This window comes from Pseudomonas sp. FW306-02-D09B, assembly GCF_058782685.1.
In genome coordinates, this window is the sequence record NZ_JBYSXY010000002.1 from 166832 (window position 1) to 192713 (window position 25882).

Consider the following 25882-nt stretch of genomic DNA (forward strand, 5'->3'; position numbering starts at 1 on the left):
ATCGAGGCGGGGAGGCTTATGCCTCCCTTATTCGTTTGTGGATAACTATGAAAATTCTGATCGTTGGGCCCAGTTGGGTCGGTGACATGGTGATGGCGCAGACACTCTTCCAGTGCCTGAAACAGCGTCATCCTCAGTGCGAAATCGACGTGCTGGCCCCCGAGTGGAGTCGGCCGATCCTTGAGCGGATGCCCGAAGTGCGTCAGGCCTTGAGCTTTCCGCTCGGCCACGGCGTGCTGGAGCTGGCAACGCGGCGGCGGATCGGCAAGTCCCTGGCTGGCCAGTACGATCAGGCGATTTTGCTGCCCAATTCGCTGAAATCGGCACTGGTGCCGTTCTTTGCCGGCATCCCGAAACGCACCGGTTGGCGTGGCGAGTTTCGTTACGGCCTGCTCAACGATGTGCGCACCCTCGATAAAGAGCGTTACCCGCTGATGATCGAGCGCTTCATGGCGCTCGCCTATGAGCCGGGCGCCGAGTTGCCCAAGCCGTATCCGCGCCCGAGCCTGCAAATCGACCCGAGCAGCCGCGACGCTGCGCTGGCCAAGTTCGATCTGGCCCTTGATCGTCCGGTGCTGGCGCTGTGCCCGGGTGCCGAGTTCGGCGAGTCCAAGCGTTGGCCGTCGGAGCACTACGCCAAGGTCGCCGAGGCGAAAATCCGCGAAGGCTGGCAAGTCTGGCTGTTCGGTTCGAAGAACGATCATGCGGTCGGCGAAGACATTCGCTCGCGACTGATTCCGGGCCTGCGTGAAGAGTCGGTGAACCTCAGTGGCGCCACTTCGCTGGCCGAGGCCATCGACTTGCTGTCCTGCGCCGATTCAGTGGTGTCCAACGACTCCGGCCTGATGCACGTCGCGGCAGCGCTGAACCGCCCGCTGGTAGCGGTCTACGGCTCGACGTCGCCGGGCTTCACGCCGCCGCTGGCCGAGAAGGTCGAGATCGTTCGCCTGGGTATCGAGTGCAGCCCGTGTTTCGATCGTACCTGCCGTTTCGGTCATTACAACTGCTTGCGCCAGCTTACGCCGCAACCGGTGAACGAAGCGTTAGAACGCCTGCAAGGCGCTCCGGTCGAGGTCCGTTAAGTTGCAGGTACTGTTGATCAAGACTTCCTCGCTGGGCGATGTGATTCATGCGTTGCCGGCGTTGACCGACGCGGCACGGGCGATCCCGGGCATCAAGTTCGACTGGGTAGTGGAAGAAGGCTTCGCCGAGATCCCGAGCTGGCACCCGGCGGTTGGCAAGGTGATTCCGGTGGCGATCCGTCGCTGGCGCAAGAACCTCTGGCAAACCCTCAAAAGCGGCGAGTGGAAACGCTTCAAGCAAAACGTTCGTGCCACCAAATACGATCTGGTGATCGATGCCCAGGGCCTGCTCAAAAGCGCCTGGCTGACCCGCTACGTCCGCGCGCCGATAGCCGGGCTGGACAAGAACTCTGCCCGTGAGCCCATTGCCGCGCGATTTTATTCCCGACGTCTGGCGGTAGCCCGTGGGCAACACGCCGTGGAACGACTGCGTCAGTTGTTCGCCGTGGCGCTGGGCTACGACCTGCCGCAAGGGTTGGGCGACTATGGCCTGAACGTCGAGCGGTTGGTCGAGCTGCCGCGCAAGAATCCTTACGTGCTGTTTCTGCACGGCACGACGTGGGACACCAAGCACTGGCCGGAAGCTTACTGGCGTGAGTTGGCCGAACGCATGGGCCACCTCGGCATGGCGGTGAAACTTCCGTGGGGCAACCCGGCCGAAAAGGCCCGGGCCGAGCGCATCGCCAAGGGTCTGCGCAATGCCGAAGTGCTGCCCAAATTGAACCTGGCCGGCGTCGCCAAAGTGCTGGCCGGTGCGCAAGCCTGCGTGGCGGTAGACACCGGTCTCGGTCATCTGGCCGCTGCGCTGGACGTGCCGACGATATCGTTGTTCGGCCCGACCAATCCGGGCCTGACCGGTGCCTATGGCAAAAGCCAGGTGCACCTGGCGAGCGACTTCCCGTGTGCGCCATGCATGCAAAAGAAATGTTCTTACCAACCGACCGCTGAAGATCAGCGTCGATTCGATCTCAAGCGCGAGTGGCCATTGTGCTTCACTCGCCTGAACCCCGAGCGTGTCGCGAGCCGTTTAAGCACGCTTTTGCAGCCGCCGCTACTGGCTGAGGAGCTGCGCTGATGCAATTGGCTTTTGTCCTTTACAAATATTTCCCGTTTGGCGGATTGCAGCGCGATTTCATGCGCATCGCCCTGGAATGTCAGCAGCGCGGGCATCAGATCCGCGTCTACACGCTGATCTGGGAAGGCGATGTGCCGCCGGGTTTCGAAGTGCTGGTGGCGCCGGTCAAGGCGATCTTCAACCATCGCCGCAACGAAAAACTGAGTGCCTGGATGGAAGCCGACCTGGCCAAGCGTCCGGTGGACCGGCTGATCGGTTTCAACAAAATGCCGGGGCTCGACGTCTACTACGCTGCGGATGGTTGTTTCGAGGACAAGGCGCAGACCCTGCGCAATTCCCTCTATCGTCGCTGGGGCCGCTACCGGCACTTCGCCGAGTACGAGCGCGCGGTGTTCGCCAAGGATGCGAAAACCGAAGTCCTGATGATTTCCGAAGTCCAGCAGCCGCTGTTCATCAAGCATTACGACACGCCGCTTGAGCGCTTCCACCTGTTGCCACCGGGCATTGCCCTGGACCGTCGTGCGCCGGCCAATGCGGCCGAAATTCGCGCTGAATTTCGTCGCGAGTTCTCCCTGGGCGACGACGATTTGTTGCTGGTACAGATCGGGTCCGGGTTCAAGACCAAAGGTGTCGATCGCAGCCTCAAGGCGCTGGCCGCGTTGCCAGCGGAACTGCGTAAACGTACCCGGCTGTTTGTAATTGGCCAGGACGACCCCAAAGTATTCCAGCTACAGAGTGCCACGTTGGGGCTCGGCGATAACGTGCAGTTCCTCAAGGGCCGCAGCGATATCCCGCGTTTCCTGCTCGGTGCCGATCTGTTGATCCACCCGGCGTACAACGAAAATACCGGGACGGTATTGCTTGAAGCGCTGGTAGCGGGCTTGCCGGTGCTGGTCAGTGCGGTGTGCGGTTACGCGCATTACATCGCTGAGGCCGACAGTGGCCTGGTGCTGGACGAACCGTTCGAACAGGCGCAACTCACGCAGTACCTGACGACCATGTTGAGCGATGACGCAGCGCGTGCGGCCTGGAGCCGTAATGGCCTGGTCTTCGCTGACACGGCCGATCTCTACAGCATGCCGCAGCACGCGGCGGATGTGATTCTGGCGGAGCAACACTGATGAAGTTGATTCTTGCCGAACCGTTCAAGAGCCTTTGGGCCGGACGCGATGCGTTCACCGAAGTCGAAGGCCTGAAGGGCGAGGTGTACCGTGAGCTCGAAGCTCGCAGGACCCTGCGCACCGAAGTGGCCGGGAACGGCTTCTTTGTGAAAATTCACCGCGGCATTGGCTGGGGCGAGATCTGCAAGAACCTGCTCACCGCCAAGCTGCCGGTACTCGGTGCCGGCCAGGAATGGCGGGCTATCCAGCGTTTGCAGGAAGTCGGCGTGCCGACCATGACCGCCGTGGCTTACGGCGAGCGCGGCAGTAACCCGGCGGACCAGCACTCGTTCATTGTCACTGAAGAACTGGCGCCGACTGTCAGCCTGGAAGACTTCAGCATCGATTGGGTCAAGCAGCCGCCGGAGCCAAAACTCAAGCGCGCGCTGATCGCCGAAGTGGCGCGCATGACCGGCATGATGCACCGTGCCGGGGTCAACCACCGCGACTGCTACATCTGCCACTTTCTGCTGCACACGGATAAACCGGTGACAGCCGACGACTTCAAGCTCTCGGTGATTGATTTGCACCGTGCCCAGACCCGCCGGGCGATCACCCGGCGCTGGCGTAACAAGGATCTGGCGGCGTTGTATTTCTCGGCGCTGGATATCGGCCTGACGCGTCGCGACAAGCTGCGTTTCCTCAAAGGTTACTTCCAGCAACCCTTGCGTCAGATTTTGCGTGAGGAAGCGTCGTTGCTGGCGTGGCTCGAGGGCAAGGCCAACAAGCTTTATGAACGCAAGCAGCGCTATGGAGATGCGCTCTGATGGTGGGGATGGAGCCTGAAACTGCTGTACCGCCAAGAGTCTCGACTCAAGGCCTTCGACACGCGCCGGAACCGGAAGAGCGTGAGATTCTCAAGGGATACGAATGACTGATTTTCTGGCCACTGACGACCGCGAACTGCTGGAACGTCATGGCCTCGATGGGTTCGATGCCCTATGGGCCAGGCGGCTCGATGCAGTGGATGAGCCGAACACGTCACAAGACGGTTGGAGCAGCGTTTTCAGGCTGGATCTTGAGGGTAATGGTTACTACCTCAAACGACAGAGCAACTACTTGACGCGGTCCTTGTTCCGGCCGTTTGGCGAGCCCAGTTTTGCCCGTGAGTTTCGTAACATCAGCCGCTACCAACAGTTGGGAATTCCAGCGCTGCAGGCGGTATTTTTTGGTGAGCGCAAGCTAGAGGGTGAAGTTCGGGCGATTCTGCTGACGCGTGCACTGGACGGCTGGAATGATCTGGATTCGCTGCTGGAGCAGTGGTCGGGTCTCAGTGATGCGCAGCAGGCGGGGATTCTGCGTGCCTGCGCGCGGCTTGCACGTCGGCTGCATGATGTGGGTCAAGTGCACGGCTGCTTTTATCCCAAGCACATTTTTTTGCGGCCTGCTGGCGATGGTTATCAGGCGCAACTGATCGATCTGGAGAAAACCCGGCCGCTGCTGTTTGGTCAGCGCGACCGGATCAAGGATCTGGAGCCGTTGGTACGCCGGGCGCCGGTCTGGACTTGCGAGGAGGTGCGGCTGTTGCTGGCAACTTATCTGAATCAGTCGGCGAATAGCCCGCAGGTCGAGCGTTGGGTGCAGCGCCTGATCGCTCGACGCAGCCACAAGGAGACGCGTTGATGCGTTTGTCTGAACTGAAAAGCGCCGGTCGTACGCCAGACTTGCCATTGAGCATCGAGCTGGCGGACGCCGCAGGCCCGGCGCAGTTGCAACTGCTCAGCGTGTTGCGGGTTTTACCGGGCCAGCGTTACGTGGGCGCCGCTGTTTGGCGTGGGCGTCCGGTGCTGGCCAAACTGTTGGTGGGCAGCAAGGCAGCGCGGCATTTTCAGCGTGAGCTGGACGGTGTCCGTCTGCTCGCCGCTCAAGGCTTGACCACGCCGAGGCTGCTGGCCGATGGCCTGAAGGATGGTGAGGGCGGCTGGCTGCTGTTCGATTTCCTCGAAGGCGCCGAGAGCCTCGGCGATGCCTGGAAGCAGGTCGAAGCGCTGCCGGCGCTGGCGGACGAGCAAGCGGCGGTGTTGGCCGAGGCGCTGGGCGCCATCGGTCAATTGCACAGCAAAGGCCTGTGGCAGGAAGATTTGCACCTGGACAACCTGCTGCGCCACAACGGCCAACTGTATTTGATCGACGGTGCGGGGATTCGGGTCGAGCAGGCTGGTCAGCCGTTGTCTCGACAAAAAGTCCTGGAGAACCTCGGGGTGTTTTTCGCTCAGTTGCCCAAGTCGCTTGAGCCGTTCACCGAAGAATTACTGGTGTATTACCTGTTGAGCAACGGCGAGCATGCCTTGCCACTGGAAGCTTTGCAGAAGCAGGTCGACAAGGTCCGCAGTTGGCGTTTGAAAGACTTCCTGATCAAGGTCGGCCGCGAATGCACGTTGTTCAGTGTGCAGCGCGGGGCGTTCGGATTGCGCGCGATTCGTCGCGAGGAAGAAGCGGCCATGTTGCCGGTATTGGCGCAGGCCGATGCGTTGCTCGATCAGGGGCATCTGTACAAGACCGGTGGTGCGGCGAGTGTTGGCAAGGTCGAGGTGGCGGGGCGCACGCTGCTGGTCAAGCGCTACAACATCAAGGGCGTTGCCCATTGGTTCAAGCGCTTCTGGCGCCCGAGTCGCGCCTGGCATTCATGGCGCGAGGGGCATCGCCTGGGGTTCCTCGGTATCGCTACGCCCAAGCCGTTGGCGCTGTTGGAGAAGCGTTTTTTCTGGCTGCGCAGTCGGGCCTATCTGATTACCGAGTACCTTTCGGGGCCGGACATTATTGAGCGCTTTGCGCCGTTCGTTGAGAGTGGTGAGGCGCCTGAAGCTGAGTTGCTGGCGCTGGATCATTTGTTTGCCGAGCTGATTCGCGAGCGGATCAGTCATGGGGATTTCAAGGGGCATAATCTGTTTTGGGACAAGGATCGCTGGTCGTTGATCGATCTGGATTCGATGTGTCAGCACGGTTCGCTGAGTAGTTTCGCTCCGGCGTATGCTCGGGATCGGGCGCGGTTTATGCGTAACTGGCCTGAGGGCAGTGCGCTGTATCGGGTGATTGATCAGCGTTTGCCCAAGAATGTGTAGGCGCTGAGCTTGCTTGCGGGGGGCGGCCTGGCAGGTACCCCAACCAAACCTGTGGGAGCCGGGCTTGCCCGCGATGGCGGCCTGATAGCCGACCAACCTCTCGCAGATGTACATAGATCTACTGTGGGAGCCGAGCTTGCTCGCGATGGCGGCCTGACAGCCGACCAACCTCTTGCAGGCGTACATAGATCTACTGTGGGAGCCGAGCTTGCTCGCGATGGCGGCCTGACAGCCGACCAACCTCTTGCAGGTGTACATATATCTACTGTGGGAGCTGAGCTTGCTCGCGATGGCGGCCTGACAGCCGACCAATCTCCTGCAGGTGTACATATCCATTTCTGCGGTAATGGCCACTTAGGGTTTCGCCCTGACGGCGACTCACTTTTTTACAAGCGCCTAAAAAAAGTAAGCAAAAAAACGCTCGCCCCAAGCGTCCGGCACCTCGCCTAGGCTCGGCGTCCCCTCGCTCCGGCATTCATCAGGGGGCATCGCCTACGGTCTGCTTCGCGACGACCTCCTCTCGATGTGTCCGGCTGCGCCGTACGGCGCTGCGCGCCCACCCCCTGATGAACACCTGCGCTCGGCCTCCCGAAGGGGCGGGTGGATCAAGATCAACAGCGGCAGGCGAGCTAACGCTCGGCCTGTTGAGTGGTGAAGGCGAGTTCGATTTCTGGAGCTGCCGCAGGCTGCGATCTTTTGATCCTGACAGCCGACCAATCTCCCGCAGGTGTATATAGTTCAACTGTGGGAGCGGGCTTGCTCGCGAAGAGGTCATCGAATTCAACATCTCAGTTGACTGTCAGCCCGCTATCGCGAGCAAGCCCGCTCCCACAGTCCGGTGTTACGGCGCCTCTGGCTGATCGAAATTATCCAGAGCTCGGTTCACCAACAATTCCCCCAACGAGATCATCTGCTGAATCGCCAGCGCCACATGTCGGCGCGTGCCTTCAAGCTCAAACGCCAGATCGCTGGCCAGCACATTGACCGAGGCGAGTGTTTCCGAGGCATGCGCCAGCAGGGTTTCGTTATCCAGATCGGGGATGACCGCAAATATGTTGGAGGGACGTTTATCGGGCAGGTTGGCTTGGGCAAACGGCGGTTTCAAATGGTGATCCAGCGCGCGCTCGGCGGCGGCGTGGAGCTTTCTGGAGTCGGTGGAGGCGTAAGGGGAAGTGCTTGGGGTTTCAGGCGGATTTGGAGTGGTTTGGTTCATGATGACGCTCCTTGAGTTGAGAAGTTGCGCCTTGATTGATCCGGGCCGCGACGCCCGGTCGCTGAATTGGCAGCGACCACCAGAGACTAGTCACGCGGCTTCCCACCAGCAACCTGAAAAACATGTCGGATGCTTCCCTGAAACCTACAGGCTTTATAAACATCGTTCTTTTTGCCGTCGTCGCTTGCTGTGTCCTGTTGAATATGAACTTTGTGCGTCAAACAACCTCTGGGTCATTCCCGCCATCTTTACGCTATAATCCCGCCCTTTAGCTGTTTCTCGCCCTTTTGCGAGGACACATTATTTTCAGGCGCACGTCGCCTGCATGCAGACTTAAGAGGCTAGACCCCTGTGGCATTGACGATTCTTGGCCTGTCCGGCGCCCTTAGCCATGATCCTTCCGCAGCCTTGTACATCGACGGCAAGCTGGTCGCGGCTGCTGAAGAAGAGCGCTTCGTACGCGATAAACATGCAAAGAACCGCATGCCTTACGAATCGGCGAAGTTCTGTCTGGAACAGGCTGGCATCAAACCTTCCGACGTTGACGTAGTGGCGATCCCGTTTGCCCCGATCAGCCTGTTTGGCAAGGCCCGCTGGCACTACGCCAAGCGTTACTGGTACGCCCCGGATCGCGCGCTTGACGCGATCCTGATGGGCAACCGTCGCTACAAGCGCTATCGCAACAAGATTGTCTGGTGCCTCGAGCAACTGGGCTTTGATCCGAAGAAGATCAAGATCGAGCCGGTCGAGCATCACCTGGCTCACGCCTCCAGCGCCTACCACTGCTCCGGTTTCAAAGAGAAAACCGCGATCCTCGGGATCGACGGCAAGGGCGAGTACGCCACGACCTTCTTCGGTTATGGCGAGAACGGCAAGATCCACAAGATCAAGGAATTCTTCGATCCGGATTCCCTCGGTGGCCTGTACGGCGCGATCACCGAGTTTCTCGGTTTTGAAATGCTCGACGGTGAGTTCAAGGTCATGGGCATGGCGCCGTACGGCGATGCCAGCAAATATGATTTCTCCCGACTGGCCTCGTTCGAAAATGGCGAGCTGGTGATCAATACCGATTACGCCAACGTCATCGGCCTGCGTCGCTACAAAGAAAAGGGCAAGGGTTTCTACTTCTCGCCGAAGCTGATCGAGTGGCTGGGTCCGAAACGCGAAGGCGATATTGCTGACGAACCGTACATCCACTACGCCGCGAGCATGCAAGCGCTGTTCGAGAAACTCGCCTTGCAGATGATCGACTACTACCTGGGCGACGTGCTCAAGGAAACCGGCAAGCTGGCGTTTGCTGGCGGCTGTGCGTTGAACGTCAAGCTGAACCAGAAAATCATCGCTCGCGACGACATCAAAGAGTTGTTCGTACAGCCTGCGTCCGGCGATGCCGGCACGGCGGTGGGTGCTGCGGCTTACGTGTCCCACGCCCGTGGCGTACCGGTCGAGAAGATGGAGCACGTTTACCTCGGCCCGTCGTACAGCAACGAAGACGTGATCGCGGCTTGTGCTCGTCACCCGAGCGCACCCAAGTGGCGCAAGCTCGATGACATGCCGGAGAAGATCGCCAAAATCATGGTCGACGGTAATCCGGTGGCCTGGTTCCAGGGGCGCATGGAGTTCGGTCCGCGTGCGTTGGGCGGTCGTTCGATCATCGGTTGCCCGAGCGCCACAGGCGTGGCTGACCGGATCAACCACCAGATCAAGTTCCGCGAGCGCTGGAGGCCTTTCTGCCCGTCGATGCTCGACACCGTGGCGCCGCAGATGATCAAGATCGATCACCCGGCACCGTTCATGACCTTCACCTTCGAAGTGGCTGAAGAGTGGAAAACCCGCGTGCCGGAAGTCGTCCATGAAGACGGTACGTCCCGTGCCCAGGTGCTCAAGCGCGAATACAACCCGCGTTACTACGACATGATGAAAGCGCTGGAAGTGCTGACCGGTAACGGCGTGTCGCTGAACACCTCGCTGAACCGCCGCGGCGAGCCGATGATCTGCTCGCCGACCGACGCCCTGAACATGTTCTTCGGCTCCGATCTACAGTATCTGATCATGGAAGACATTCTGGTGGTCAAAGACGGCGCGGACGCTTATGACACGCTCGGCTGAACGCCATGTGCTGCAGTTCTGTCACGGCTATGACGGGCCGTTCCTGGACTGCGCCCGACAGTACGCGAGCCTGTTTGCAGGGTCTGGTTATCGAGTGACCACGGTGTTTCTCACCGGGGTTGCCGATGCTGACGTTGCGGCGGGCTGTGCGTCTGATGAAGTGCTGTTCATGGAATACAGCTCCAAGGCCATTCGTGGCCTGAAGCTTTCGGCGATTGCCGATCTGCGCAAAGTCGCCCAGTCGCGCAATTTCAGTTTTTGTATCGCCCACCGTTTCAAGCCGATCTACATCGCCTTGCTCGCAACGCCGCTGCCGGTAATCGGCGTGCACCACGCCTTTGGCGATTACCAGCGGCGGACGCGCAAGCTGTTCGCGCATATTTTTCGCAAGCGCCTAAGCCTGCTCGGGGTTTCCGATGCGGTCCGCGACGACATGCGCCGTTGTCTGCCGAAGTGGCCGGCGGCGCGGATTCAAACCCTCTACAACCGCATCGATGTCGACGCGTTGCAGGCCACTCAGGTGTCCTTCGATGAGGCGCGCGACGCCTTGGGGCTGTCGCCGGATGCGTGGGTGATCGGCAACGTCGGTCGCCTGCACCCGGACAAGGACCAGGCCACTTTGCTGCGCGGGTTTGCCCAGGCCTTGCCGCGTTTGCCGGTCGGCAGTCAACTGGCGATTCTTGGCTCCGGACGTCTGGAGCAGCGGCTCAAGGATCTGGCTCGTGAAATCGGTATTGGTGACCGTGTGCTGTTTCTCGGTCAGGTGCCGGAGGCGCGTCGCTACTTCCGGGCTTTCGATGTGTTTGCCCTGAGCTCCGACCACGAGCCATTCGGCATGGTGCTGCTCGAAGCGATGGCCGCCGGTGTGCCATTGCTGGCCACCGCGTGCGGTGGGGCTGCGGAGGTGGTCGAAGGTGTCGGTATTTTGTTCCCGCAGGGGGATGTCGAGCACTTGGCGCTGGGCCTGCAACATCTGGCGGTGATGAATCAGCACGAGCACCAGGTCTGCGCCGAAATGATGCTTGATCGCCTGCGCGAGCGCTTCTCGGATCGTGCAGTGCACGAGACGTTCTGGCGTCTGCCGCACGTCCTTGAACTGACGGCGAGGGCCTGATGCTCAACCGATTTCAAGGCTGGCGCGAGCGTGGCTGGTCCGTTGTCGATGCGTCGACGTATCGCGATGCCTGGCAGCGTTTTGGCGGTAGCGTCGCAACGCATCCACTGGTGGTCGAACGCCTGGCACAGTTGGCCGATATCCCGGTGCGTTACCTGGCCTGGGAACAGGGTGGCGAACTGAAAGCCGCGATCCCGACCTGGGGCCGCGACCTGGCATTGTCCAAGGACGTGCTCAAGCGTAACGGCAAGAAAGGTTTGTTCGATCTCGGCAACGCTGAATTCATCCTGCCGGCTGCGGCCGACGCGCAAGCGCTGTTGCGGCACCGCGGGCGCTACTTGTCTGCGTTGAATGAAGGTCGCTTTGTCGGTCTCAAGCTGCAAGCCGAACAACTGGCCATGGCCCGCACACCTGAAGAGCTGTCGAAGAAGTTTCGCTACAACCAGCGCCGTGAACTGCGCTTGCTGGAAGAGGCCGGTGGCGTAATACGACCGGTCAGCGACTTTTCCAGTCAGGAACTGGCGACGATTTATTGCGATCTGTTCCAGCGCCGCTGGGGATTCCCGGCAACCGGTGCGCCGCGCATGGGCGAGGTGCTCGAGCTGCTGCGCGAGCTGATGATCGGCTCGGTGATTTTCCTCAACGATGCGCCGATTGCGATTCAGTTGGTCTACCGTGTTGAAGCGCCAGAGTGGATCAGCGTCGAGTACATCAACGGTGGCGTCGACCCCGAGACTCGTGAGTTCAGCCCCGGCAGCGTATTGAGTTTTCTCAATACCCAAAGCGCCTGGGAGCACGCCCGGGCAATCGATAAGCCGCTGCGCTTTTCCTTCGGGCGGGCTGATCGTGAATACAAGGACCGCTGGTGCAACCCTGTGCCGGTGTTCACCGTATGAGCCAGACCATGAGCCTGCCACTCAATCGCAAGCAGCAACTGCTCAAGCGTCATCGACGTAACAAGCGCATCGGTCTGTTGATCGGTGTCTTGCTGTTGATTGCCGTTGGCCTGCTGGTCACCTGGTGGCTGCCGCTGGTACTCGCGGTCCTGGCCTGGGTTGCCCATGAGGCGTGGTTTGCCGACCATTTGTTTTACTCGCCCAAGGACGATTACCAGTACAGCTTCCCGCCCTACACGCAGCAGCCCAAGGTCCGGCTGGAGGGTGCGCGTCTGCTGCTCGATGACGGCGTCATCCTGACCGACGACACCACGCTGGTACTGGCACTGCAGGTAAAAAGCACCTGGCTGGGACGCTTTTTCGATCCTGCAGTCGAGTTGTCGGGTGGCGATAATCCAGACCGACAAGCCTTCGAGCGTGGTGTAGACGGCCTGCGTTACCTCAATCTCAGTGGTCAGGCGCATGTTCTGTCGCAGGGTGATTTGCGTGTGCGCGGGCGTTTCTGCCGATTGCTCGGCGAACCCGTGCTCTGGTCGTTCGAACAACCTGATTACCGCCGTCAGCGAGTGATGGTGATCGCGCCTCACGCCGACGATGCGGAGCTGGCCGCTTTCGGTTTGTACAGCCAGGCCGACGAGGCCTGGATTGTCACGTTGACCGCCGGCGAAATTGAAGCCGGGCACTATCAGCAGATGGGACTGGACGCCGTCGAGGCGTCGCGCATCAAAGGCCGTTTGCGTGCCTGGGACAGTATTGCGGTGCCGCGCTGGGCCGGCGTGCCTGAATCGCAGTGTGTGCAATTGGGCTATTTCTGCCTGCAATTGCCAGCCATGCAGGCGGCGCCGGACCAACCGGTGGGCTCGCGTGAAGCGAATCTGAACGACACGCGACTGTTTCGCCAACTTAATCCGTTCGCATTGCCCGGTGACCGCGATGGTGCACCGACCTGGAATAATCTGCTGGCCGATCTGCGCGAACTGCTGCTCAAGGCGCGCCCTGAAGTGATCGTCCTGCCGCACTCCTCGCTGGATCCGCATCCCGATCACATCTGTGCACAGCATGCGGTGCTGGAAGCCTTGAAGGGGCTTGAGTGGCAGCCGACTACACTGCTCGGATACGCGAACCATCTGCACGACAATGATCGCTGGCCAATGGGTGATTCCGAGGCCGGGATTGCGTTACCGCCGGTGTTCGATCCGGCGCACGTGCTACAACCCTATTGCCTGGTATTGTCGATCGAGCAACAGCGCGACAAGGCTATGGCGCTGGGGATGATGCATGACTTGCAGCCGCGTGCGCCGTTCAAGCGTCGGATGCGTCGCGGCTTGCAGCGTCTGCTGGCTGGGCGTTCAGGCTCGCCTTACGGCGAGAACGAATTTTTTCGCAAGGCTGTGCGTCGGCATGAGCTGTTCTGGCGTTTGTAAATGGCTGTCGCATGGAGTCTTTCTGCCAGGGCAGAAGGGTGATTTCAGGTTTTTGTCGGGCTGTTCAATGCTGCAAGGAAGACAATGAAGGTTCTATTTCTGGTGCAGAAAGAACAGCGGGCCATTCTGGACCGTTTGTACGAAGGTGTGGCCGCTCATTGCGAATGCGACTTGCGCTGGTTGAGCAGTGATGAACAGCGCAACCTGCGTGGTTATTTTCGGCGTGAAGTGGACGTGTCGCGCTATGACCGTATCGTGTTCTTCCTGCGGTTCAAGCAGGAAATCCGCCAGGTCGGGTTCATTCGCACGATTCCCAATCTGGTGATTCTCGAACACGATGCCTACCAGAACTACATTCCCTGCAAGTACACCGGCAAGTTCAGTGCGCATTACCGCCGCCTGCCGTGGGCGCGGGTGATCAGTTCCGGTTTCATGGTCGCCAAGCGTTTACGCGAAGAAGGCTTTGACGCGGTGTTCGTGCCCAAGGGCTATGACCAGACCCTGTTGCAGGATCAGGGGCGTGAGCGTGATATCGAACTGGCCTTCGTCGGCAGTACCAATAGCGTGGCGTACAGCGGTCGCAAAGCGCTGCTCGATGAGTTGGCGGGTGTCGAACCCTTGGTAGTGACTCGTACCCATTCCGGTGACGAGTATCGCGACACGCTCAACCGTATCCGCTTCTTCGTCAGTGCCGACGTTGGCATGGGCGAATTCATGATCAAGAACTTTGAAGCGATGGCCTGTGGCTGCGTGTTGTTGGCCTTCGATCAGGGGGATGCGGAAACTCGGGCTCTGGGGCTGCAGGATATGCACAACGTGGTGCTCTATCGGGATATCCCGCAACTGCAGGAAAAACTCGCCAGGCTGCGTGCCGATCCTGAGTTGGCTTCGATCATTGCCCGAAACGGACGCGATCTGGCGGTCAGTCAGTTCAGCTTCGCACGTATTGGTCAGCGTATTGTCGAAGAGCTCCAGCCGGCTTTGAGGCCTCGCGCCGCATTGAGTCTGATCGAACGGTTACGCCTGAAGCTGGGCATTTGACAGGGTTTTCAAATCATTGGAAGTGCTCGAAATCATAATAAAACGTGCCATCAGCCGATGTGAAAAAGGGCTTCCAGCTCGATGAGTATCCTTAATGTCATGTGGTCCGGTGGGGCTGCCTACGCCTCTGTCCACAAGGTTCATCTGCAGATACTTGCTCAGGTAGAACCCGCAACACCGATCAATACCTGGCTGTTGCAGGGTAGTGCGCGCGGCTGTGTCGCCGAAATCGGTGAAACGCGGGAGTGGCATCTGTCCTCCAATCAACTCAAGGGCAGGCGTTTCTGGAAGCTGCTGACGCTGTGGATGCAGGCGCGTTTTTATTACGCCCTGAATCAAAGTGACGTGCGCGTACTGTTGCTCGACGGCTTAGGCACGGCTCGTGCCCTGTTACCGGTCCTCAAGAAGCTGCCGCAGTTGCGCGCGGTGGTGCTTTTTCATGGCGCGACCCGGATCAGCGCGGCCGATCGCAAGCTGCTTTCACGATTTCCCGCTTCACAGCTGACCCTCGCGGCGGTTTCGCAAACCCTGGCCAACGCACTTGAGGCCGATTTACAGATCCCCGTCGTCACGTTGCGCAGTGCGCTCGATCCACTGGCTTTTCGTTCCCGGTTGCTTTCTCGTGAGCAGGCGCGTGCTCGGCTGCAATTGCCCGTCGACAACATGCCTGTCGTGGGGGCTGTAGGGCGCCTGGTTGGCAAAAAAGGCTTTGCATGCCTGATCGAAGCCTTTGCCAAGGCGCTGACACAGCACCCGCAGTTGCGCCTGGTGATTATCGGGGAAGGTCAGGCAAGGGCTGCCCTGGAGGTGCGGGTCAACGAGCTTGGGTTATGCGACAAGGTGCTGTTGCCCGGAAACCTTGAGGATGCAGCGACGCTTTTTCGGGCTTTCGACTGGATCGCGATCCCGTCACTTGAGGAAGGTCTTGGCTTGATCCTGCAAGAGGCGGTAATGGCCGGTGTCCCGGTGCTGTCCAGCGATTTGGCAGTGTTTCGCGAGCAATTGGCAGGGGCGGGCCGTTACGCCACGCCAGAGGATGTGACAGCCTGGAGCGAGGCGTTAATACAGGCGCTTGGTGTCGCTTCTGAATCGGTCGCTGCGGCTCAATTCACTGTACTTTCACCGGATGACGCCTGGCTGGAATTCAGCCAGGTTGCCCGCCGGTTGTTGTCATGCGCAAAGTAGGATTTGCTCCAGCGTCTGCATCGGAAAGCTCTCGTTCAGCTTCTCTCGATCAATATACCGTGCGAAGTGTTGCAGGTTGCGCTTGACCAGGTGCTGCGGCAGCGGCCCCCGCAAGAAGCGCATGTCGGCGACGTCGATCAGGCCGAACTGGTTGCCTGGAGTCACGACGATGTTGCCCAGGTGCAGCGAGCGGAAGTAGACCCCGGCTGCATGGAGTTCGCGGATGAATGCGGTCAGCGCCGGCAGGGTCTGTTGCCAGTCGAAGCCGTTTTTGTCTGCCAGCTGGCGCAGGGTTTCTCCTGGCAGGGGACGGTAAAGCACGGCCGTCATGCCGGGCGTATCCAGCTGATGGAGTGTGAGTGTCTGAAGGGTAGGAATGCCGAGCTTTTCGAGTCGGGCGGCATTGTCGATGAAGCGCTTTGAATAGGGGCGAAACAATGCCGACGAGAGAAGCCGCTTGCGGCGAAACAGTTTGAGGATGTTCCCGTCCGGCAGAAGAAATACTTTCGGGCCGAAGCTGTCGGCTTCTAGTACTCTGGCGCCTTTAATCATTTGATTTAAAGCGGCTTGTGGAAGCCGGAAGCATTGCATGTAGAGAGCCTTGTAGAAATTGCGGGCGTATTGGCGATCAATGATGCCGAAAAGTTGCTGTTTTCACCATGCCGGCTTGGCGATCGGACGATTTAACGAGGAAAGGTCAATGCAGGAAACGCGTTGGGCGCAGGTATGGATGACGACCGGATTGTTCTGGTTTTTGACTGCCATTGCTTTTGCGCCGACCAATAAGCTTTATCAGCAAGGGTTGACCGTGTTCCTTTGGTTGCCGGCAATGTTTTTTGCCTGGTCGGCACGTGCTCGGTTATTTGAGCTTTGGCAAGCACAGCGGGTGTTTTGTCTTGGGCTGCTCGGGCTGGTGCTGTGGTCGTTGATCAGCGTGTCGTGGACTCATGATGATGACCTGACACGGGGCGCCAAACGCATATTGTACATCGTGGTGTTCCTGTTGTTTTTTCCGGTATTTGCCGATGCCCGTCCGGAGCGTGTCGTGCGGGTCATGCAATGGGGCGGCCTGGCCCTGGCATTGAGTGCACTGTTGGCGGCCATCAAGTTTTATCTGATCGACGGCAACACCTGGACTGCGCGCGTTGAAGGGTTGGGGGAGTTGGGTCACCCGATTCTGGGCGGTTACGTACTGGGCGTGGCGGCGGTCTGGATGATCCATTGGGTACCCCGGACCCGTTGGCTGCAAGGTGCCTGGTTGGTTGCACTGGGTTTGCTCGCAGGCTTTGTCGTGCTGAGCCAGAGTCGTGGCGCCGCGCTGGCGCTGTTGCTGACGCTGGTGGCAATGCCCATTTGGTGCCGCAGCCGACGTAGCTGCATCATCGCCATTGGCGCACTGGTGCTGGCGATGCTGGCGTTCTGGCTTTTCGAACCGCTGGTGTTGGCTCGCGGTACCTCGTACCGGCCTCAAATATTCATGGCCAGTCTGAACATGATCGCTGCACATCCCTTGCGTGGCCTGGGGTTGGAGTCTGGCTACACGGTGCTTGCCGAAGGCGTCGAATTTGATCACGCGCACAACCTGTTCACCCATATTGCAATCGAATTGGGGCTGCCAGGGCTCTTGCTGTGGTGTGTGGTCTGGTTTGCGGTATTGCGTGAAGCATGGCGAGCTCGTGAAACGCTGTATGGTCAGGGTGTCATCGGGATCTGGCTGTTCTCGTTCCTGGCCATGCAATTCGATGCGGCCAGCATCAGTGGATCGCCACGAGCCGAATGGTTCATCAGCTGGCTACCGGTTGGCCTCGCCACCGTTTTGGTATGGACACAGGCCAAATACAAAGCCTGTGATAAAATTTCGCGTTCAACCTAATCAGTGAGCTCTACGATGAGTGCAGCACCGCCCAATGCGGAACAGGAATCAAGCCTGAAAATCTATTTGCGACTGTTGGGGTATGTAAAACCCTACGTTGGCATTTTCCTGTTGAGTATCGTGGGTTTTGTGATATTTGCCTCCACGCAGCCGATGCTGGCCGGGATTCTCAAATATTTCGTCGATGGCTTGAGCAACCCTGAAGCAGTGCTCTTTCCTCACACTCCGTATCTGCGGGAGTTGAAGTTGCTGGTTGCCGTGCCGCTGTTGATCATCTTGATCGCGGCCTGGCAAGGGCTTGGTTCGTTCCTGAGTAACTACTACCTGGCCAGGGTTTCCCTGGGGCTGGTTCATGACTTGCGGGTAGAGTTGTTCAACAAGCTGCTGGTGTTGCCTAACCGTTATTTCGATACCCACAACTCCGGGCATCTGATTTCCCGTATCACCTTCAACGTGACCATGGTGACCGGTGCTGCAACAGACGCCATTAAAGTGGTGATTCGCGAAGGTCTGACCGTAGTTTTTCTGTTCGGCTACCTGTTGTGGATGAACTGGAAGCTCACCTTGGTGATGCTGGCAATTCTGCCGCTGATTTCTTTCATGGTCGGCAATACCAGCAAGAAATTTCGCAAGCAGAGCAAGAAGATTCAGGTGGCGATGGGCGACGTGACTCACGTCGCGTCCGAAACCATTCAGGGCTATCGCGTGGTGCGCAGCTTCGGTGGTGAAAGCTACGAGCAACAGCGCTTTGCCAGAGCCAGTCAGAGCAACACCGACAAGCAACTGCGCATGACCAGAACCAGTGCGATCTATACCCCTGCACTGCAACTGGTGATTTATAGCGCCATGGCCGCATTGATGTTCCTGGTGCTGTTTCTGCGTGGTGATGCGACGGCCGGTGATCTGGTGGCCTATATTACGGCTGCGGGTCTGTTGCCCAAGCCGATTCGTCAGCTGTCCGAAGTCAGCTCGACTATTCAGAAAGGCGTGGCCGGTGCTGAAAGCATTTTCGAGCAGCTTGATGTCGAGCCGGAGCTCGATGCTGGCACCATCGAGCGCGAGCGTATCAGCGGTCGCCTGGATGTACACAACCTGAGTTTCACTTACCCGGGCACTGATCGCGAGGTGTTGAAAAACATCAGCTTCACTGCGACACCGGGGCAGATGATCGCACTGGTTGGACGCTCGGGAAGCGGCAAGTCGACGCTGGCCAGCCTGATCCCGCGTTTCTACCATCATGAAACGGGGCAAATACTGCTCGATGAAGTAGAGATCGAAGACTACCGCCTGCGTAACCTGCGCAAGCATGTCTCTCAGGTCACACAACACGTCACCCTGTTCAACGATACCGTGGCCAACAACATCGCCTACGGTGATCTGGCCGGGGCTCCTCGTGCAGACATCGAGAAGGCTGCAGAAGATGCCTATGCGATGGACTTCATCTCCCAGTTGCCAAACGGCCTGGACACTGAGGTCGGTGAGAACGGGGTATTGCTGTCCGGTGGTCAACGTCAGCGTCTGGCCATTGCTCGCGCCTTGTTGAAAAACGCACCGTTGCTGATTCTCGATGAGGCGACTTCGGCACTGGACACCGAGTCCGAGCGGCATATTCAGGCAGCGCTGGATAAGGTCATGAAGGGTCGTACCACGCTGGTGATCGCGCACCGTCTGTCGACTATCGAAAAGGCCGATCTGATCCTGGTAATGGACCACGGTGAAATCGTCGAGCGCGGTACTCACGCCCAACTGCTGGCACAAGGCGGGTACTACTCGCGTCTGCATGCCATGGGACTGGACGAACCATCTCCGGCGGACATAGCCTGAGCTCGACGCCAGGGTGAGCATCGCTCACCCTGTCAGCCTCCCGGGCGCGCAACGCGTCCGACGATTTGTATCCAGCCCTTTACATACTTGACCAAGCCTAAATAATTCTGCGTGCCGTGCTTGTTATGGTTCCTGCTTCGATTGTGAATGCAAACGGGAAGGACAACCTTCTCGTGCGGGGACTGGAATGTTGCAACGTCACCTCTGGAAACTACTCCCCAAAACACAGCGCACCTTTTTGCTGGGCCGTTTGTCGGTCGTTGACCGGCAAGCCGTGAACAAGTCGATGTCAGGCAATACCGTTTTTCCTGCGCACTTTCAGCAGCGTTCATGCCTGTTCATCCATGTTCCGAAATGTGCCGGCAGCAGCGTGTGCTCGGCGTTGTTCAATGGTTGGGCGCCCGGACACCTGCCGCTGTACTGGTACGAACAGCAGTTTCCCGAACACTACGCACGCAGTTTCAAGTTTGCGTTTGTCCGCGATCCATTGGAGCGGGCTTATTCCGCCTATGCCTATTTGCGCGGCAAGCAGTTGCCGCAACGGGATGAATCGGCTCGGCTGTTGGTCAACAGTTACCGGGATTTTGATGATTTCGTCGGGCATTGGTTGCACCCGGATAACATCCGTAAACAGCTTCATTTCGCACCGCAAACCGACTTTTTGAATGACTCCATGGGGCGCATGGCGATGGATTTCGTCGGCTATCAGGAACACCTGGAACGTGACTTTCAACTGCTCTGCCAGCATCTCGGCATGACGTCATCGTTGCCTCATCTGAATATCTCGCAAGAGCGTCGCGCTGAGCCCGTACGCGATTTTTGCTCGGTGCGCACACGGCGCCTGGTACGGCGTGCCTATCAGCGTGATTACGAGGTGCTGGGTTATGAATGAGTCGCCGCTTATTGCTGCACATTCGTCGAACATTCGCCCCTTTGCATTGTCGTTGTCGCCCTCGGCCCGAGCAGCGCTCAAGCATCAGCAACCGTGTTGCCTGTGGCTGACGGGGCTGTCGGGCGCTGGCAAGTCGACCTTGGCCAATGCACTCGAGTTGCAGCTCAATGAGCAGGGGCGCCACACCTTTGTGCTGGATGGCGACAACGTGCGCAACGGTTTGTGCAATGACCTGGGTATGGGCGCTGCAGCGCGCAAGGAAAATATCCGGCGTATTGCCGAAGTGGCGCGGTTGATGGTCGACGCGGGGTTGATTGTGATTGTCTCGGCGATTTCGCCGTTTCAGGCTGATCGAGCATCGGCCAGAGCCTTGTTCCGCACGGACGAGTTTCTTGAGGTATATGTCAGCACGCCGTTCGACATCTGCGCCCGGCGCGATCCCAAGGGTTTGTATCAAGCTGCACTGCAGGGGCGAATCAAGGACTTCACCGGTCTCGACAGCCCTTATGAAGCACCGCGGCAGGCGGACTGCGAAATCAACACCGACGAGGTTGGACTGGCCGACGCCGTGCAGCACGTCCTGGCTGTTTTGTTTAAAAAATGAACAATGTAGCGGCGTAATGCACACCTGTTGAAGCTGTCGAACTAGGCAGCGTTCACCCTGTGCTAATATCGCGCCCCTGTTCATTTTGTATGTGGGTTGCACCATGAAGTTGTCCATGCCGCGATTCGATCAAGCCCCTGTCTTGGTGGTCGGCGATGTCATGCTCGACCGTTACTGGCATGGTGGTACCTCACGGATTTCTCCTGAGGCGCCGGTGCCGGTGGTCAAGGTCGAGCAAATCGAAGACCGCCCGGGCGGTGCTGCCAACGTTGCCTTGAACATTGCCGCGCTCGGCGCGCCGGCGTCCCTGGTCGGTGTGACCGGTGATGACGAGGCCGCCGATAGCCTGACCAATAGCCTAAAAGGCGCCGGTGTACGTGCATTGTTCCAGCGCATCGCGCATCAGCCGACCATCGTCAAACTTCGGGTCATGAGTCGTCACCAGCAATTGCTGCGTATCGATTTCGAAGAACCGTTTGCCACCGACGCGCTGGCGCTCGGGGCTGAAGTCGACGGCCTGCTCGAAGGCATCAAGGTGCTGGTGTTGTCCGACTACGGCAAAGGTGCGCTGAAGAACCACCAGGTGTTGATCCAGGCTGCACGTGCCCGTGGTATTCCGGTGCTGGCGGATCCCAAAGGCAAGGATTTCTCGATTTACCGCGGTGCCAGCCTGATCACCCCGAACCTCAGCGAGTTTGAAACCATTGTTGGCGGTTGTGCCGATGAGCACGATCTGGTCAGCAAGGGTGCGAAGCTGATGCATGACCTGGATCTGGGCGCCTTGCTGGTCACGCGTGGCGAGCACGGCATGACCTTGCTGCGTCCTGATCATCCGGCGCTGCACTTGCCCGCACGGGCCCGTGAGGTGTTCGACGTGACTGGTGCCGGTGATACGGTGATTTCTACCCTGGCGGCGGCGATCGCTGCTGGCGAAGAACTGCCGCACGCGGTGGCCCTGGCCAACCTGGCCGCTGGCATCGTGGTCGGCAAGCTGGGTACGGCAGCGATCAGTGCTCCGGAGTTGCGTCGCGCGATTCAGCGTGAAGAAGGTTCCGAACGGGGTGTCCTGGGCCTGGAGCAATTGCTGCTGGCCGTCGACGATGCGCGTGCGCACAAAGAGAAGATCGTCTTTACCAATGGCTGCTTCGACATCCTCCATGCGGGCCATGTGACCTACCTGGAGCAGGCGCGGGCGCAGGGCGATCGTTTGATCGTTGCGGTCAACGACGATGCGTCGGTGAGCCGCTTGAAAGGTCCTGGGCGGCCGATCAACAGTGTTGACCGACGCATGGCGGTATTGGCGGGTCTGGGCGCGGTGGACTGGGTGATCAGCTTCTCTGAAGGCACTCCGGAAAACCTCCTGGCACAGGTCAAGCCAGACGTGCTGGTCAAGGGCGGCGATTACGGGATCGACCAAGTGGTCGGCGCCGACATCGTCAGCGCTTATGGCGGAACAGTGAAAGTGCTGGGGCTGGTGGAAAACAGCTCGACGACCGCAATTGTCGAAAAAATCCGCAAGACCTGAAACTGTGGCGAGGGAGCTTGCTCCCGCTCGCCTGCGCAGCAGGCGTAAAACCAGCAAACGCGGTGTATCTGTAGAAACTCAATGGCGGGTTTTAGGGCCGCTTCGCGGCCCAGCGGGAGCAAGCTCCCTCGCCACAGCTATGTGGTGCTCGTCCTATCTTGCCACCTTGCGTGGCACGATTTTCTTCAGCAGCAGTTTGGCCTTGCCGGTCAATCGGCTGAAACCCGATGCCTTGCCCGGTTGGCTCAAGCCTTGCTGCCTGAGCCAGTCCTTCCAGCGAATCCGCTCGTCACGCACCAGCCAGCCTTCCTGTTGGGCAAAACTTTCTGCCAGGTACAGTCCGCGTGTGCTGGCCGGATAGAGCTGATCTTTTTTCAGGGTATAGAGCTCGGGCAATGGCTGGCCATCCTCAAGCGGCATCAGGTACAGGTCGGGGCGCTTGCGATCCAGCCGCGCGACAAGTTGATCGCCTTCAAGGCGTTCATCGACATGAAACAGGCTCAGGGATTTGGTTTCCTTGGGCACGTCCAGGCGCAAATCGTAGATCAACTGCAACGACGCCGTGGGCAGATGCACGTAGGCCCGTGGACGTTCGATCAACTGCATGTTGGCGCAGCGCACCGGACGTGCAGCGCCAGACAGCGGCGTCAGGCGGAACGGCAGCGCCTCGCGGTAATGCAACGCGCTGGCGTAGGGCGCGGGCAGCCAGGTGTCATTGAAGCGCCCGCCAAGCCAGCCTTCGGGGGTTTCCAGCAGGCATTCCTCGGCGATCTCCTGAATCGCCGTGTGCAACGGCAGGTTCAGCTCGTGAGCCGGTACATAACCCGAGATCAGTTTGAGCACCACGTCGCCACGGTCCTGACGGCGCTGGCGGACCAGCACCCAGTAATCGCGATTCTGCCAGTGCAGAGTCAGCCGTACCGAGACGCCGAGGTTGGCCAACTCCAGCGAAAAATGTTCTGGATTGGCCACCGTGACCGGGCGCCGACGTTGCAGGGTCTGGGAGAAATTCAGCGGCCTGCCGACACTCTGATAACTCAGGCCTTCGGGAGTCGCTTCGACGTATAACGGCAGGGTCTTGAAGTTGCTGGGATTCTTTCTTATGAGCGTTCGCGGCATGTCGGCTCCTTCTTGCGTCGGGGTCGGCCGCTGTGGCGGCTGTTCAACGACTACGTAGGACTTGAGCAACAGTCGCCACATTGTGGGCGAGGTGCAGCGGATTAATGGTCCCGACAATAGCACTGGCGACACCGGGTTGCGCAAACAACAGCTCGAAGCTGGCGCGTACGGGATCTACGCCGGGGCTGAGGCAGGCGTGACCGCTGGCCAGAGCCTTCTTCACCAGAATGGCTTTGCCGTGGGCAGCAGCGTAGTCGATGACCGGCCGCTCGGCCTGCTCGTTGAGATTGTAGGTGATCATGGCGCAATCACCTTGTTCCAGAGCCTTCAACCCACCATCGACAGTTTTGCCGGAAAACCCGAACCCGCGAATCTTGCCCTCGCGCTTGAGCTCGGCGAGGGTCTGGTAGACCTCACAGTCGTTGAGAATCGCCAGGTCGTTACCATCCGAATGCACCAGCACCAGGTCGATGAAGTCGGTTTCCAGGCGTTTCAGGCTGCGCTCGATGGAAAAGCGCGTGTGGGCAGCACTGAAGTCGTGGTGCGACAGGCCGTCGGCGAATTCTTCACCGACCTTGCTGACAATCACCCACTCCTGACGCTGACCGCGCAGCAGCGGGCCGAGGCGTTCTTCGCTGCGGCCATAGGCGGGCGCGGTATCGATCAGGTTGATGCCCAGCTCGCGGGTCAGCTTGAGCAGCCTGCGGGCTTCATCATCGTCCGGGATCAGGAAGCCGTTGGGGTATTTCACCCCTTGATCGCGACCAAGTTTCACCGTGCCCAGGCCCAATGGCGAAACCAGCAGGCCAGTGCTGCCCAGCGGGCGATGCAGATCGTGCAGGGTGGCTTGGCTCATGGCAGCAATTGTTCCCAGGCAGGCACGCCCATCGGCGGTTTTGGCAGGGTTGGCAACGGCGCCGGATGGCTTGGCTGGATACCGTCGCGTTGCAGCGACGCCATTACCCGGTCAGCGAAGTCCGGTGCCAGCGCCAGTTTGGTCGGCCAGCCCACCAGCAGGCGATCCTGCTCGGCGAGGAAGGCGTTGTCGGGTCGGCTCAGGCCCGATTGCAGTGGCTCGGCGCGCTCGACCCGCAAGGTCGCCCATTGCGCCTGGCTGAGGTCGACCCACGGCAACAGGTTGCCGAGTTCTTTCTGCGCGGCGGCTATTTGCGCGGCAGGTTCGCGGGCCACGCCTTCGGCTTCGGCGATATCGCCGCCCAGGTACCAGACCCATTGACCATCGGCGGCCGGGTGGGTGGTGACGGTGATGCGCGGCTTCGGCCCGCCGCCCAGGCAGTGGGCGTAGAGCGGTTTCAGGCTCGGGCCTTTGACGATGACCATGTGCAGCGGTCGACGTTGCATGGCTGGCTGGCTCAGGCCGAGCGCCGTGAGCAAGTCAGCGTTGCCAGCGCCAGCGCTGAGAACGATGCGCTGTGCACGGATCTCACGCTCGTCAACGCGCAGGCCGACCAGTTCGCCGTTTTCCAGCAGTGGCTCGATCTTCTGCCCGGCCAGCAGGCCGTCACCGGCAAGCTCCGCCAGACGCCCGATCAGGCTTGGCACATCGACCACCAGTTCTGCCAGGCGATAGACCTTGCCCTTAAAGCGCTTGTCTTGCAGGGCCGGCGGCAGTTGCTCGCCTTTGACCTGATCAACCCGACCGCGCACCGCTTTGCTGGCGAAGAAACTGGTGAGGTTGCCGGCGAGGGTGCCGGGGGACCACAAATAGTGGGCTTCGGACAGCAGACGTACGCCGGACAGGTCCAGCTCGCCGTCGCCGGCCAGCGCTGCACGCCAACGGCGCGGCATGTCGGCAATCGCTTCGGAAGCGCCGGTCAACGCGCCATGCAGCGCGTACTTGGCGCCGCCGTGGATGATCCCCTGGGACTTCACACTCTGCCCGCCGCCGAGGCTGGCACTTTCCACCAGTACGGTCGAGAAACCCTGACGACGCAGGCGTGCGTTCAGCCAGAGGCCGGCGACACCAGCGCCGACAATCAGTACGTCGGTGGAAATAACGGATGGCATGCAGCGACCTCAGAGTTCAGGACTAGAGGCGCAGTATACAGACTCGACGAATAGAGGTTTTGCTGGCGATCAATAGGTGGTTGGTCAGGCCACGCACAAACCTGTGGCGAGGGAGCTTGCTCCCGCTCGGGTGCGCAGCAGCCGCAAATGAACCGATGCGGTTTATCCCCAAAACCGCGATATCAGGTTTTGGGGCCGCGTCGCGACCCAGCGGGAGCAAGCTCCCTCGCCACAATGGAGCGGTATCGGGGTTTAGTGTCCGGCAGTTTTCGAGAACAGCTGGATGACCACCACGCCCAGGACGATCAGCGCCATACCAAGCATGGCCGGGATGTCGAGTTTCTGGTCGTAGAGAAACAGCGCCGCGATGCTGACCATCACGATCCCCATGCCGGCCCATACCGCGTAGGTGACGCCAACCGGAATGGTGCGCACCACCAGGGTCAGCATCCAGAACGCAATGCCGTAACCGACGATGATCAACAGCAAAGGGAGTGGTGTGCTCAGGCCCTTGACCGCTTTCATCGATACGGTGGCGATCACTTCGGCGCAGATGGCGATAGCCAGGAGGTAGTAAGCGTTCATGGTGTGATCCTCGTATTTTGGCCTGCTTGATGAGGTCGGCATTTTAGAGGCTTTCGAGATGGGGTAAAGTC

The 25882-nt window shown here is 59.6% G+C and carries 23 protein-coding genes; 17 read left to right on the forward strand and 6 right to left on the reverse strand.

The genetic code is table 11. From position 1 onward, the window contains the following. Positions 1-47 precede the first annotated feature (47 nt). The 6 genes from waaF to AC3WK5_RS05040 all read left to right on the forward strand — a co-directional run bounded on the left by waaF (position 48) and on the right by AC3WK5_RS05040 (position 6379). On the forward strand, positions 48-1082 hold the full coding sequence (waaF, locus tag AC3WK5_RS05015) for a lipopolysaccharide heptosyltransferase II (protein ID WP_103316349.1): 1035 nt from the start codon (positions 48-50) through the stop codon (positions 1080-1082). Between the two features lies 1 nt (position 1083). Further along, the gene (gene waaC, locus AC3WK5_RS05020) at positions 1084-2157 is read left to right on the forward strand and encodes a lipopolysaccharide heptosyltransferase I (protein ID WP_103316348.1); all 1074 of its coding nucleotides are present in this window, start codon (positions 1084-1086) and stop codon (positions 2155-2157) included. Further along, entirely contained in the window at positions 2157-3278 is a 1122-nt protein-coding gene (locus tag AC3WK5_RS05025) for a glycosyltransferase family 4 protein (RefSeq protein ID WP_103316347.1), read from the forward strand. The genes waaC and AC3WK5_RS05025 overlap by 1 nt, the downstream gene beginning before the upstream one ends. After that, the gene (gene rfaP / locus AC3WK5_RS05030; protein ID WP_103316346.1) at positions 3278-4084 is read left to right on the forward strand and encodes a lipopolysaccharide core heptose(I) kinase RfaP; all 807 of its coding nucleotides are present in this window, start codon (positions 3278-3280) and stop codon (positions 4082-4084) included. Before AC3WK5_RS05025 ends, rfaP begins: the two co-directional genes overlap by 1 nt. A gap of 103 nt (positions 4085-4187) precedes the next feature. After that, positions 4188-4940 carry a lipopolysaccharide kinase InaA family protein gene (locus AC3WK5_RS05035; RefSeq protein ID WP_103316345.1) on the forward strand — a complete coding sequence of 251 codons (753 nt, stop codon included), beginning with the start codon at positions 4188-4190 and terminating at the stop codon, positions 4938-4940. Continuing rightward, positions 4940-6379: a lipopolysaccharide kinase InaA family protein gene (locus AC3WK5_RS05040; protein WP_103316344.1), complete on the forward strand. Its 1440-nt coding sequence runs from the start codon at positions 4940-4942 to the stop codon at positions 6377-6379. The genes AC3WK5_RS05035 and AC3WK5_RS05040 overlap by 1 nt, the downstream gene beginning before the upstream one ends. An 841-nt stretch (positions 6380-7220) precedes the next feature. On the opposite strand, the gene AC3WK5_RS05045 is transcribed toward AC3WK5_RS05040, so the two are convergent. Then, the gene (locus tag AC3WK5_RS05045) at positions 7221-7592 is read right to left on the reverse strand and encodes a DUF6124 family protein (protein WP_103316342.1); all 372 of its coding nucleotides are present in this window, start codon (positions 7590-7592) and stop codon (positions 7221-7223) included. Between the two features lie 351 nt (positions 7593-7943). Between AC3WK5_RS05045 and AC3WK5_RS05050 the strand changes: the two genes are divergently transcribed. The 6 genes from AC3WK5_RS05050 to AC3WK5_RS05075 all read left to right on the forward strand — a co-directional run bounded on the left by AC3WK5_RS05050 (position 7944) and on the right by AC3WK5_RS05075 (position 15361). Next, entirely contained in the window at positions 7944-9701 is a 1758-nt protein-coding gene (locus tag AC3WK5_RS05050) for a carbamoyltransferase family protein (RefSeq protein WP_103316341.1), read from the forward strand. After that, entirely contained in the window at positions 9685-10815 is a 1131-nt protein-coding gene (locus AC3WK5_RS05055) for a glycosyltransferase (RefSeq protein WP_103316340.1), read from the forward strand. Before AC3WK5_RS05050 ends, AC3WK5_RS05055 begins: the two co-directional genes overlap by 17 nt. After that, positions 10815-11711, forward strand: a complete 897-nt coding sequence (locus tag AC3WK5_RS05060; RefSeq protein ID WP_103316339.1) for an antimicrobial resistance protein Mig-14 — start codon at positions 10815-10817, stop codon at positions 11709-11711. The genes AC3WK5_RS05055 and AC3WK5_RS05060 overlap by 1 nt, the downstream gene beginning before the upstream one ends. Next, positions 11708-13135 carry a PIG-L deacetylase family protein gene (locus AC3WK5_RS05065; protein WP_103316338.1) on the forward strand — a complete coding sequence of 476 codons (1428 nt, stop codon included), beginning with the start codon at positions 11708-11710 and terminating at the stop codon, positions 13133-13135. The genes AC3WK5_RS05060 and AC3WK5_RS05065 overlap by 4 nt, the downstream gene beginning before the upstream one ends. An 84-nt stretch (positions 13136-13219) precedes the next feature. Next, positions 13220-14176 carry a glycosyltransferase family protein gene (locus AC3WK5_RS05070; RefSeq protein WP_103316337.1) on the forward strand — a complete coding sequence of 319 codons (957 nt, stop codon included), beginning with the start codon at positions 13220-13222 and terminating at the stop codon, positions 14174-14176. An 81-nt stretch (positions 14177-14257) separates the two neighbouring features. Then, on the forward strand, positions 14258-15361 hold the full coding sequence (locus tag AC3WK5_RS05075) for a glycosyltransferase (RefSeq protein ID WP_103316336.1): 1104 nt from the start codon (positions 14258-14260) through the stop codon (positions 15359-15361). Here the strand turns inward: AC3WK5_RS05075 and AC3WK5_RS05080 are convergent. Next, the gene (locus AC3WK5_RS05080; protein WP_054595315.1) at positions 15347-15952 is read right to left on the reverse strand and encodes a BUD32 family EKC/KEOPS complex subunit; all 606 of its coding nucleotides are present in this window, start codon (positions 15950-15952) and stop codon (positions 15347-15349) included. The two genes, AC3WK5_RS05075 and AC3WK5_RS05080, sit on opposite strands and share 15 nt — an antisense overlap. Positions 15953-16061: 109 nt before the next feature. On the opposite strand from AC3WK5_RS05080, the gene AC3WK5_RS05085 reads away from it, so the two are divergent. The 5 genes from AC3WK5_RS05085 (at position 16062) to hldE (ending at position 22079) form a co-directional block, all read left to right on the forward strand. Next, positions 16062-17234, forward strand: coding sequence for an O-antigen ligase family protein (locus AC3WK5_RS05085; RefSeq protein ID WP_103316335.1), 1173 nt, complete (start codon positions 16062-16064; stop codon positions 17232-17234). 15 nt (positions 17235-17249) lie between these two features. After that, positions 17250-19058 carry a lipid A export permease/ATP-binding protein MsbA gene (gene msbA / locus AC3WK5_RS05090; RefSeq protein WP_103316334.1) on the forward strand — a complete coding sequence of 603 codons (1809 nt, stop codon included), beginning with the start codon at positions 17250-17252 and terminating at the stop codon, positions 19056-19058. Between the two features lie 187 nt (positions 19059-19245). Further along, positions 19246-19950: a sulfotransferase family 2 domain-containing protein gene (locus AC3WK5_RS05095; RefSeq protein ID WP_103316333.1), complete on the forward strand. Its 705-nt coding sequence runs from the start codon at positions 19246-19248 to the stop codon at positions 19948-19950. After that, on the forward strand, positions 19943-20554 hold the full coding sequence (gene cysC / locus AC3WK5_RS05100) for an adenylyl-sulfate kinase (protein ID WP_103316332.1): 612 nt from the start codon (positions 19943-19945) through the stop codon (positions 20552-20554). Before AC3WK5_RS05095 ends, cysC begins: the two co-directional genes overlap by 8 nt. Before the next feature lie 103 nt (positions 20555-20657). Next, positions 20658-22079 (forward strand): bifunctional D-glycero-beta-D-manno-heptose-7-phosphate kinase/D-glycero-beta-D-manno-heptose 1-phosphate adenylyltransferase HldE, encoded by a 1422-nt coding sequence (gene hldE, locus AC3WK5_RS05105; protein WP_054595320.1) that lies wholly within the window; start codon positions 20658-20660, stop codon positions 22077-22079. Positions 22080-22232: 153 nt separating this feature from the next. On the opposite strand, the gene AC3WK5_RS05110 is transcribed toward hldE, so the two are convergent. The 4 genes from AC3WK5_RS05110 to AC3WK5_RS05125 all read right to left on the reverse strand — a co-directional run bounded on the left by AC3WK5_RS05110 (position 22233) and on the right by AC3WK5_RS05125 (position 25811). Further along, a complete protein-coding gene (locus AC3WK5_RS05110; protein WP_103316331.1) occupies positions 22233-23198 on the reverse strand; it encodes a metal ABC transporter ATPase in 966 nt (321 codons plus the stop codon). 43 nt (positions 23199-23241) lie between these two features. Beyond that, positions 23242-24054: an aldo/keto reductase gene (locus AC3WK5_RS05115; RefSeq protein WP_103316330.1), complete on the reverse strand. Its 813-nt coding sequence runs from the start codon at positions 24052-24054 to the stop codon at positions 23242-23244. Then, the gene (locus AC3WK5_RS05120) at positions 24051-25226 is read right to left on the reverse strand and encodes an NAD(P)/FAD-dependent oxidoreductase (protein ID WP_103316329.1); all 1176 of its coding nucleotides are present in this window, start codon (positions 25224-25226) and stop codon (positions 24051-24053) included. The genes AC3WK5_RS05115 and AC3WK5_RS05120 overlap by 4 nt, the downstream gene beginning before the upstream one ends. Before the next feature lie 252 nt (positions 25227-25478). Next, complete coding sequence (locus AC3WK5_RS05125; RefSeq protein WP_019691475.1) at positions 25479-25811, reverse strand: DMT family transporter; 333 nt, start codon at positions 25809-25811, stop codon at positions 25479-25481. Positions 25812-25882: the final 71 nt, after the last annotated feature.